Annotated in this window: 9 protein-coding genes and 1 pseudogene; all 10 read right to left on the bottom strand. The window is 72.6% G+C overall.

The window, feature by feature from the left end; translation table 11 throughout:
* Positions 1 to 322, bottom strand: a pseudogene (locus DQW06_RS00195) (pseudouridine synthase); the annotation flags it as partial.
* A complete protein-coding gene (gene scpB, locus DQW06_RS00190) occupies positions 309 to 983 on the bottom strand; it encodes an SMC-Scp complex subunit ScpB (protein ID WP_013152026.1) in 675 nt (224 codons plus the stop codon). The gene scpB and the pseudogene DQW06_RS00195, both read right to left, overlap by 14 nt.
* Positions 980 to 1,855, bottom strand: coding sequence for a ScpA family protein (locus tag DQW06_RS00185; RefSeq protein WP_013152025.1), 876 nt, complete (start codon positions 1,853 to 1,855; stop codon positions 980 to 982). The genes scpB and DQW06_RS00185 overlap by 4 nt, the downstream gene beginning before the upstream one ends.
* A 122-nt stretch (positions 1,856 to 1,977) precedes the next feature.
* Entirely contained in the window at positions 1,978 to 2,379 is a 402-nt protein-coding gene (locus tag DQW06_RS00180; protein WP_041552387.1) for a hypothetical protein, read from the bottom strand.
* Positions 2,376 to 3,329 carry a ParA family protein gene (locus DQW06_RS00175; protein ID WP_013152023.1) on the bottom strand — a complete coding sequence of 318 codons (954 nt, stop codon included), beginning with the start codon at positions 3,327 to 3,329 and terminating at the stop codon, positions 2,376 to 2,378. Before DQW06_RS00175 ends, DQW06_RS00180 begins: the two co-directional genes overlap by 4 nt.
* Positions 3,330 to 3,578: 249 nt before the next feature.
* On the bottom strand, positions 3,579 to 4,565 hold the full coding sequence (locus tag DQW06_RS00170; RefSeq protein ID WP_013152022.1) for a site-specific tyrosine recombinase XerD: 987 nt from the start codon (positions 4,563 to 4,565) through the stop codon (positions 3,579 to 3,581).
* 3 nt (positions 4,566 to 4,568) lie between these two features.
* Positions 4,569 to 5,231 carry an NUDIX domain-containing protein gene (locus DQW06_RS00165; protein ID WP_013152021.1) on the bottom strand — a complete coding sequence of 221 codons (663 nt, stop codon included), beginning with the start codon at positions 5,229 to 5,231 and terminating at the stop codon, positions 4,569 to 4,571.
* 44 nt (positions 5,232 to 5,275) lie between these two features.
* Positions 5,276 to 6,916 carry a CTP synthase gene (locus tag DQW06_RS00160; RefSeq protein WP_013152020.1) on the bottom strand — a complete coding sequence of 547 codons (1,641 nt, stop codon included), beginning with the start codon at positions 6,914 to 6,916 and terminating at the stop codon, positions 5,276 to 5,278.
* 312 nt (positions 6,917 to 7,228) lie between these two features.
* Positions 7,229 to 8,152 (bottom strand): hydroxymethylglutaryl-CoA lyase, encoded by a 924-nt coding sequence (locus DQW06_RS00155; protein ID WP_013152019.1) that lies wholly within the window; start codon positions 8,150 to 8,152, stop codon positions 7,229 to 7,231.
* Positions 8,153 to 8,337: 185 nt separating this feature from the next.
* A complete protein-coding gene (locus DQW06_RS00150; RefSeq protein WP_013152018.1) occupies positions 8,338 to 9,333 on the bottom strand; it encodes a GNAT family N-acetyltransferase in 996 nt (331 codons plus the stop codon).
* Positions 9,334 to 9,601: the final 268 nt, after the last annotated feature.

The raw sequence follows: 9,601 nt of genomic DNA, 5'->3' as shown, positions 1-9,601 counted from the left end.
CACGGCCACCACGGTCGTCCCGACCGCCCGAGAAGGAACGGCGGCCGTCGCGGTCGCCGCCGAAGGAGCGGCCCTCGCCGCGCTGGCCGTCGCGGCCGCCGCGGAAGTCACGTCCGCCGCGGTCGTCCCGGTCCCCCCGGAATCCGCCGCGGTCGTCGCGGCCCCGGGGGCCGCGGTCGTCCCGGTAACCGCCGCGGGGACGGTCGTCCCGGCGGTCCCGGCTGTCGCCGCGGCCCTGTCCGCCGCGCTTGTCGTAGTCGCCGCGCTCACCGCGCGGGGCGTCGTCCCGCGCACCGCGGGAACTGTTGTTAGGTGTGCTCACCGGTGTCGTCTAGACCTTCGATGTCGTCGGGGAGGAACGGCGCCAGATCAGGCAGCTCGTCGAGGCCTCGCAGGCCCAACCGTTCCAGGAAATAGGAGGTGGTCCGATACAGCAGCGCACCGGACTCGGAGTCGTGTCCGGCCTCTTCGATCAGGCCCCTCAGTACGAGGGTACGCATAACCCCGTCGCAGTTGACACCGCGCACGGCGGAGACCCTGCCCCGGGAGACCGGCTGTCGGTAGGCCACCACCGCCATCGTCTCCAGCGCGGCCTGGGTGAGCCGCACCTCCTGCCCCTCCCGGAGGAAGTGTTCGACGACGTCGGCGCATTCGGGCCGCGTGTACACACGCCACCCCTCGGCCACCGCCCTCAGGTCGAAACCCCGGCCCTGCTCGGTGTATTCCCGCGACAGCGACTCCAGCACCCCGACGACCACCGTGACGGGCACGTCCATGGCCCGCGCCAGGTCGTACTCCGACACCGGCTGGTCCACGACCATCAGCACGGCCTCCAGGTCGCGGCGCAGGGTGGCCGGGGCGCCCTCCGCGCCCGCCTCGGCCCCGTCCCCTGCGGCCTCTCCGCCGACCGCCTCCCGGGCCGCCGCGTCCCCCGCTGCCGGGTCCTCCGTTGTCGGGTTCCCCACCGTGTCCCGGACGCTCATCCGCGCTCCTCCGTCTCCCCCGGCCCGCTTCCGCCGCCGGTGTCCCCGGCGCCGTCGGCCTCGTCGTACTCGCTCTCCAGCTCGACCTCGCCCTCGCCGCCGGTCCAGGAGACGATCAGCTCCCCCAGCGGTTCGGGCTGGTCGAAGCCCACGTTGGCGGCCCGGTACAGCTCCAGCAGGGCGAGGAAGCGGGCGATGACCTCGAAGGTACCGGTGCAGGCGGCCGTGAGCTGGGCGAAGGTCAACCGTCCGTGCTCGCGCAGCTCCGCGACCATCAGCTCGCCCTGCTCCTTCACCGAGGTCTTGGCCTGGTGGATGTGGGTGACCGGGACGCTGGGCGGCTCCTTGGGCGTGAAGACCATCCCCGCCAGGGCGGCGAACTCCTGGGGGCCCAGCTTGAACAGCACGTCCGGCCGCAACCCCGCGAAGCGCTCCTCCAGCGGGACGGCGCGCGCGTAGCGGCGCCCCTGCGAGGCCAGCCGCGCCCGCATGAAGGAGGCGACCTCCTTGTAGGCGCGGTACTGGAGCAGCCGGGCGAACAGCAGGTCGCGTGCCTCCAGCAGGGCCAGGTCGGCCTCGTCCTCGACGTCGCCGCGCGGCAGCAGGCGCGCCGCCTTCAGGTCCAGCAGGGTCGCCGCGACCAGCAGGAAGTTGCTGGCCTGGTCCAGGTCCCAGTCGTCGCCGTGCGCCCGGATGTGCGCGATGAACTCGTCGGTGACCTTGGACAGCGACACCTCGGTGATGTCCAGCTTGTGCTTGGAGATCAGCCCGAGGAGCAGGTCGAAGGGCCCCTCGAAGTTGTCGAGGTGCACCTGGAAGGCGTTGTCGTCCACCTCCGCGACGGTGTCCGCCGACGTTCCCTCAGCCCCCATGGCACCGGCCCCGCGTCGTCTTCCTCATGGGACAAGGGTGTCACCGGCCAGAACCCGCCGGTGACACCCGTGGCACCTCCGTCATCGAACCGGCACCCCCTCCGGTACCGGTGCGCGTGCCCTCAGTCCTCGGTCAGCCTGCGTACCAGCATGCTGGCCGATCCGTGCTCCTCGAAGTCCGCCAGCAGCACGGCGACGGCCTCGCGGACGAGGCGGCCCCTGTCGGCGGACAGCCCGTGCTCGGCGCGCAGCGAGAGCCGGGTCTGTTCCAGTGCCAGCAGTTCGGGCCCGGAGATGTAGACGGTGATCTTCTCGTCGTGGCGTTGGCGCCCGCTCGGTTTGGGCGCGCGCGCCGCCTTCACGGCGGACGTGCCCCTGTTGGTGCCGTTGGAGCGCGACGGAGTCTCGCCCCTGCTGCCCTTGCTGCCCTGCTCCGGTGCCTTGTGCTGGCGTTCGGTCTCTTCCGGCACCTCCTCGGTGCCGCTGGGACGGAAGAACAGTTCGTCCGCCCCGGGTAGGGTCACACGCCGTGACCGCTGAGAGGCCACCTCGCCAGCACCTCCTTGGCCAGCTCCCGGTAGGCGTTGGCCCCGGCCGAGGACGAGTCGAACCTGGTGATGGGCTCGCCCGCCACGGTGGCGTCGGGGAAGCGCACGGTGCGGTTGATGACCGTGCCGTAGACCTTGTCCCCGAAGCCGTCGATGATCGTGGACAGCACCTCGCGCGCGTGCAGCGTGCGCGGGTCGTACATGGTGCCCAGGAAGCCGTCGATGACCAGGTCCTCGTTGAGCCGCTCCTGGACCTTCTGGATGGTGTCCATCAGCAGTGCCACACCGCGCAGCGCGAAGAACTCGCACTCCAGCGGCACGATGACGCCGTCCGCGGCGGTGAGCGCGTTGACGGTGAGCAGGCCCAGCGAGGGCTGGCAGTCGATCAGGACCACGTCGTAGTCGTTGATGACCGGTCTGAGCGCGCGGCCGAGCATCTGCTCGCGCGCCACCTCGCCGACCAGCTGCACCTCCGCGGCCGACAGGTCGATGTTGCTCGGGATCAGGTCCAGGCCGTCGATGTCGGTCTTGAGCAGGACGTCCTCGACCGTCACGTCCCGCTGCATGAGCAGGTTGTAGACGGTCAGGTCCAGTTCGCGCGGATCGAGGCGGCCCAGGCCGACGGAGAGCGCGCCCTGCGGGTCGAAGTCGACCAGCAGCACCCGTCTTCCGTACTCGGCGATGGCGGCGCCGAGGTTGATCGTCGTGGTGGTCTTGCCGACCCCACCCTTCTGGTTACAGAGTGCTACAATCCGTGCCGGGCCGTGTTCATCTACGGGCCCGGGCTCCGGATAGGCTCGCTCGGGTCTTGAGGTGTGCAGGTTAGCCCCCGTGTTGCGTGTCGTCCCCCACGGGTTGGTCACCGGGTCGGCGAGCTCCCCCTCGCCGACAGGTGCGGTGTTCGCAGCCTCGTTGTCCCAGTTCACAACCCTTGACCTCCCCTACGGATCGGCCACGGCTAGGGATGCCGCGCGCCCCTGTCCCTGGCCGCCGTCGGAAACTCAATATGTCGACAGCAACGTACCTCCGCGCGGCGACTCTAGAACGCCGACACGACGCACTTCAACAAAACGTACGGGTAGAATCCCACGCCTGCGCCCCTGGGGGAAATCAGAGCCTCCAACCGGGTTGTTCCGCTTCGCACCGCGCGCGGACCCCCGTGGCGGCGTCCCCGCTCAGCGCCGTGCGCGGGGATGGCTCGACGCGTACACCTCGCGCAGGTGCTCGACCGTCACCAGCGTGTAGATCTGCGTGGTGGTGACCGAACTGTGTCCGAGCAGCTCCTGGACGACCCGGATGTCGGCTCCGCCGTCGAGCAGGTGGGTGGCGAAGGAGTGGCGCAGGGTGTGCGGTGAGACGCCCTCGACCCCGGCGCGCTCGGCCACGGCCGCCAGGATCCCCCAGCCGCCCTGCCGGGTGAGCCTGCCCCCGCGCGCGTTGAGGAACAGCGCCGGACCGCCCCGGCCGGAGGCGGCCAGACCCGGCCGGGCCCGCACCAGGTAGCCCGAGAGCGCGCGGCGGGCGTGGGAGCCCAGCGGCACCACGCGCTCCCTGCCGCCCTTGCCGCGAAAGCGCACCAGGCCCACGGCGTCGTCGCCCTCCACCGCGTCGGCGACGTCGTCCACGTCCAGCCCCACCGCCTCGGAGACGCGCGCGCCCGTGCCGTAGAGCACCTCCAGCAGCGCCCGGTCGCGCAGGGCCAGCAGCCCGGCGCGGTCGCCGGAGGCCGGAGCCCCGACCGGTCCGGCGGCGTCCAGGAGGCGCTCCACCGAGGCCAGCGGCACCGCCTTGGGCAGGCGCATCGGCGGCGCGGGCGGGGAGACCTCGGCGGCCGGGTCGGCGTCCGTCCAGCCCTCGCGGGCCGCGAACCGGTGCAGGCCGCGCACGGCGGCCAGGGCCCGTCCGGCCGAGGCGGCGCCGAGCGGCGGGTGGTCGGCGTCGCCCTCGCGCAGGGCCCGCAGGAAGTCGCCCACCTGGGCGGGGCCCACCCGCTCGGGCGACAGGACTCCGTGCCCGGCCAGGTAGGCGCGGTAGCGCCGCAGGTCGCGCCGGTAGGCCGCGAGGGTGTTGTCGGCCAGGGCGCGCTCCGCGCTGAGGTGGTCCAGGAAGGCGGCGCACACCCGCGCCAGCGGGTCCCGCTCCTCACCCGCCCGGTCGGCCACGGGTCAGTCCTCCGCGGGCTCGCGCAGGGAGGCGAACCCGTCCGCGGCGGCGGCCTGGGCGGCCAGGACGCCGATGACGGTGGCGCCGTTGTGCAGCCTGCCCGCCATGACCAGGGCGACCGCCTCCTCCAGGGGCACCCACTCGGCGACCAGGTCGGCCTCCTCGTGCTCGCGTTCGAAGCCGATCTCCTCGGGCGGCACCACCGACAGGTCCCGGGCCAGGTACACGTGGATGCGCTCGTCGGAGAACCCGGGAGAGGGGAAGAAGTCGGCCAGCTCGTGCCAGAGCCCGGCGCGCAGCCCCGCCTCCTCGACGAGTTCGCGCTGGGCGGTGCGCAGCGGCCCCTCCCCCTCCTCGTCGATGAGCCCGGCGGGCAGCTCCCACAGGGTGTGCCGGGTGGCGTGGCGGTACTGGCGCTGGAGCAGCACCCGGCCGTCGGCGTCCAGGGCCAGGGCCGCGGCGGCGCCGGGGTGCTCCATGTAGTCGCGGGCGGCCACGGTCGTGCCCTCGCCGTCGCTGCCGACCATGCGCACCCAGTCCGTACGCATGCCGCACTTGGCGCTGCGGAAGCGTTCCTCGGACCGCTCCACCGGCCACGACTCGGGGGCGTCCGCGACCTTCGCGTCCGCCCCCGTGGGAAGGGCCGGGTCGGTGTCACTGGGCATGGGTTCTCGCCTCTCAGGCCTCGTGCCCCGCCCGGCCCCTCGGATCAGGAGTTGTGGTACTCCAGGGCCGCCGAGACCAGACCGCGGAAGAGCGGGTTGGCCTTGGTCGGGCGGGAGCGCAGCTCCGGGTGCGCCTGCGTCGCGACGAAGAACGGGTGGGCGTCCCGGGGCAGTTCGACGTACTCCACCAGCTTGCCATCCGGGGAGAGCCCGGAGAACACCAGGCCCGCCTCCTCCAGCCTCGCGCGGTAGGCGTTGTTGACCTCGAAGCGGTGGCGGTGCCGTTCGGAGGCCTCGGCGCTGCCGTCGTAGAGCTCGCGCACCACGGTGCCCTCGCCCAGCGCGGCCGGGTACATGCCCAGGCGCATGGTGCCGCCCATGTCGCGCTCCCCGGCGACGACGTCGGTCTGGTCGGCCATGGTGGCGATGACCGGGTCGGCGGCCTTGTCGTCGAACTCGGTGCTGTTGGCGCCCTCCAGCCCGAGCACGTCGCGGGCGTACTCGATGACGACGGCCTGCAGGCCCAGGCAGATGCCCAGCAGCGGCACACCGTTCTCACGGGCGTAGCGGATGGCGCCGATCTTGCCCTCGATGCCGCGCACGCCGAAGCCGCCGGGGATGAGGATGCCGTCCGCGCCGTCCAGCTCCGAGGCGGCGCCGGAGGGGCTGGCGCAGTTGTCGCTGGCCACCCAGCGGATGTTGACGCGGGTGTCGGTGGCGAAACCGCCCGCGCGCAGCGCCTCGCTGACCGACAGGTAGGCGTCGGGCAGGTCGATGTACTTGCCGACCAGGGCGATGGTGACCTCGTGGTCGGGCTGGTGCACGCGGCGCAGCAGCTCGTCCCACTCGGTCCAGTCCACGTCCCGGAAGGGCATGCCCAGGCGGCGCACGACGTAGGCGTCCAGGCCCTCGCGGTGCAGGACCTTGGGGATGTCGTAGATCGAGGGAGCGTCGGGGGTGGAGACCACCCCGGCCTCGTCCACGTCGCACATGAGGCTGATCTTGGACTTCAGGCTCTGCGTGATGGGGCGGTCCGAGCGGCACACGATGGCGTCGGGCTGGATGCCGATGCTGCGCAGGGCGGCCACGGAGTGCTGGGTGGGCTTGGTCTTCATCTCGCCGGACGGGCCGAGGAAGGGGATGAGGGACACGTGCAGGAAGAAGCAGTTGTCCCGGCCGATCTCGTGGCGGATCTGGCGGACCGCCTCCAGGAAGGGCTGCGACTCGATGTCGCCGACCGTGCCGCCGATCTCGGTGATGACGATGTCGACGTCGGGGGCGTCCATCGCGTAGATGCGCGCCTTGATCTCGTTGGTGATGTGCGGGATGACCTGCACGGTGTCGCCGAGGTAGGCGCCCTGGCGCTCCTTGGCGATGACGCTGGAGTAGATCTGGCCGGTGGTGACGTTGGCCGTGGCGGACAGCTCGGTGTCCAGGAAGCGCTCGTAGTGGCCGACGTCCAGGTCGGTCTCGGCCCCGTCGTCGGTGACGAAGACCTCGCCGTGCTGGAAGGGGTTCATCGTCCCCGGGTCGACGTTGAGGTAGGGGTCGAGCTTTTGCATGGTGACCCGCAGGCCGCGCGACTTCAGGAGTCGTCCCAGGCTGGAAGCGGTCAGGCCTTTACCGAGACTGGAGGCGACGCCGCCGGTAACGAAAAGGTGCTTGGTACTCGCGGCGGATGCCAAAGTGGTGCTCCCGTGGGTTGAGTGGCTACGGCGGGCTCGGATCGGGCTGAGCGGCCGTGCGGCGGTCCGGTTGCGGGCGGTTGGTTTCGTCGCTCCGGCCGCCGGACTCCACGGGGCACCAGGATAACAGGCACCCCGGATGTCCACACCCGGGGACACCGCCGTACACCCCCGGGTTCCCTCACGTCACCAGCGTGATCGCCTTGCCCGCAGCGGTTCGGGGCGCGCGGCGGCGCGCGGAAACCGTTCGTGCGCCCCGGGGTCCAGGGCCTTGGACTGCGGGGGCCGGGCGACGAACACCACACCGGAGCCTCAGGCCGGGAACGCCCCGGCGCGGCCCAGGTAGGCGGGCGGCTGCTTGCCCAGGCGCTCGCCCATCCACCCGCCCAGGGCGGCGGCCCCGGAGAGGCTGACCCCGGTGTGCAGGCCGCTGCGGTGCAGCGCGTACAGCAGGTCCTCGGTGGCGATGTTGCCGGTGGCGGCGGGGGCGAACGGGCAACCGCCGAAGCCGCCCAGGCTGGAGTCGAGCACCCGCACGCCCGCGTCCACGGCCGCGAGCGCGTTCGCGTAACCGGTGTTGCGGGTGTTGTGAAAGTGACAGCGCAGCGCGCGTCCGCCCGCGACCTCGCCGACGGCGGCCACGAGTGCGGTCACCTGGCGGGGCACGCCCACGCCGATGGTGTCGGCCAGGGCGATCTCCACCGCACCGGTGTCGGCGATGCGCCGGACCACCTCCACCACGCGCTCGGGCGCCACCTCGCCGTCGAAGGGGCAGCCGAACGCGGTGGAGACGGTCACGCTCAGCGGAATGCCCGTGCCCTCCAGCGCGGCGTCGATGTCGGCCAGGGTGCCGAGCATCTCCTCGACGGTGCACCCCTGGTTGCGGACGCAGAACCCGTCGGTGGCGGGCACCGCGACGTTGACCTCGGACACCCGCGCGGCCACCGCGCGGTCCAGGCCGCGCCGGTTGAGGACCAGCCCGATGTGGGAGACCCCCGGCGCGCGCGTGACACCCGCCATGACCTCCTCGGCCCCGGCCATCTGGGGGACGCGCCTGGGGTTGACGAAGCTGACCGCCTCGATCCGGCGCACCCCGGCGGCCACCGCGCGGTCGATCAGTTCGATGCGGTCCTCGACCGGGAGGGTCCTCGCCTCGTTCTGGAGGCCGTCGCGCGGCCCCACCTCGACGATCTCGACGTGCTCCGCGCCCTCGGGCCCGCTGTCGCTGGCAGCCATCGTCCGTCCCCTTCCACGCGCCGTTGCGTCAGCGCACAGGGTAGTGGAGCGCCCGTCGGCGGGCCCGCACCGGGCCGCGCCCCCGTCGTCCACAGGCACCGGAACGCCGCTGGCGCGGGACGGGGGGAGCGCGGTCTACTGGATACCGGGGGGCCACCCCGGCCCCCGGCTTCGTGCTGCCCGGATCAGCGCAGGGCGAGCGCGGGGCGGACCTCCCAGGTCGTCCACACCGGGCGGTACCCCATGCGGTGCCAGAACGGCCCCGACAGCGGGTTCATCGCCGCGTAGTTGAGCACGGAGACGCCCACTCCGTGGCTGTCCAGCGCCTGGTGCGCCTGGCCCACCAGCGCCGTACCGATCCCGCTGCCGCGCTCCGCGGCGGTCACCACGCCGTAGCCGATGTGCGCGATCGGGCGCGCGTTGACCAGCGACTTGGCCCAGCGCGAACGCTCGGGCGGGGAGACCCACAGCAGGCCCACCGCGCGACCGCGCCGCTCGGCCAGCCAGATCCAGGACCGGGAGCGGTTCAGCGCCCGGGCCGCCACCTCACGGGTCTGCTCGGCGGTGTCGGGTTGCAGGAACACCCCGCCGAAGTGCTGCTCGTAGCGGTGCTCCTCCATCAGCAGACCGACCACCTGGGTCAGGTCGCTGCGGTCGGCCAGCCGGATGGTCACGTCGCGCGGCGGCAGCGACGGGGGCACGCCGCGGCGGCGCTGGCGGGCGGCCAGCACGGTGTAGGGCTGCAGACCGTGGCGCTGGAGCGGGATGATGCCGCACACGTCGCGGGCGGGCCAGCTCACCAGGGCCGCCGACTCCGAGCCGGTGCCGGTAGGCAGGTCCTCCAGCTGGTCGCGCCAGCTGGTCAGCAGCGAGTCCAGGGCGCGGCCGGGGTCGGGTCCGCCCACGATGGGGGTGAGCCAGTGCTGGTCGGGCACGCCCCATATCCGGCCGACCTCGCCCGGCTGGTACCAGGTGTAGTGCATGGTTCCGGCGGCGACGGCACGGCCGTCCTCGTCGCTGACGGTCAGGAGGGGGTAGGAGCCCGGAGCGAAGTTGACCGGTTCGGGCAACAGCGAATCCACGGCCGCCCAGCGCTGGGCGGCCGAACTCACCAACGGGTCCAGGCCGACGTCGCCCCCGGGCGACTCATCATGCCGCACCCGTGCGACATAACCGCTCATCCACCCCTCCCCTAGCGGGTCCTCACGTCGAACGCGCGCCCTCGGAACGGCTCCGGCAGGGCGCGTGCGCCGCCCCTGGGCCGTCGTGCCGCCCCGGCGGGACAGGCCACACCGCGGGCGGAACGAAACGACCGTACCGCCTCAGAACCGATCAGGAGGACGAAACAGCCAACTGCAACCAAGAATTCACTGCGCGTCGCCGCGCCCGCTCGGCCCCGGCGTCCCGCGCCGCTTCCCCGCGCGCGCACGGACGCGCACGGACGCGCAC

This window comes from Nocardiopsis sp. TNDT3 (assembly GCF_003427465.1).
Taxonomy (GTDB): domain Bacteria; phylum Actinomycetota; class Actinomycetes; order Streptosporangiales; family Streptosporangiaceae; genus Nocardiopsis; species Nocardiopsis dassonvillei.
The sequence above is the reverse complement of the archived record's forward strand: the minus strand, read 5'-3'. Positions and strand labels throughout refer to the sequence as shown.

Excerpts from the sequence above, each read along its gene's own strand:
- DQW06_RS00150 (WP_013152018.1), bottom strand. The coding sequence starts at position 9,333 with ATGAGCGGTTATGTCGCACGGGTGCGGCATGATGAGTCGCCCGGGGGC.
- DQW06_RS00165 (WP_013152021.1), bottom strand. The coding sequence starts at position 5,231 with ATGCCCAGTGACACCGACCCGGCCCTTCCCACGGGGGCGGACGCGAAG.
- scpB (WP_013152026.1), bottom strand. The coding sequence starts at position 983 with ATGAGCGTCCGGGACACGGTGGGGAACCCGACAACGGAGGACCCGGCA.
- DQW06_RS00155 (WP_013152019.1), bottom strand. The coding sequence starts at position 8,152 with ATGGCTGCCAGCGACAGCGGGCCCGAGGGCGCGGAGCACGTCGAGATC.
- DQW06_RS00185 (WP_013152025.1), bottom strand. The coding sequence starts at position 1,855 with ATGGGGGCTGAGGGAACGTCGGCGGACACCGTCGCGGAGGTGGACGAC.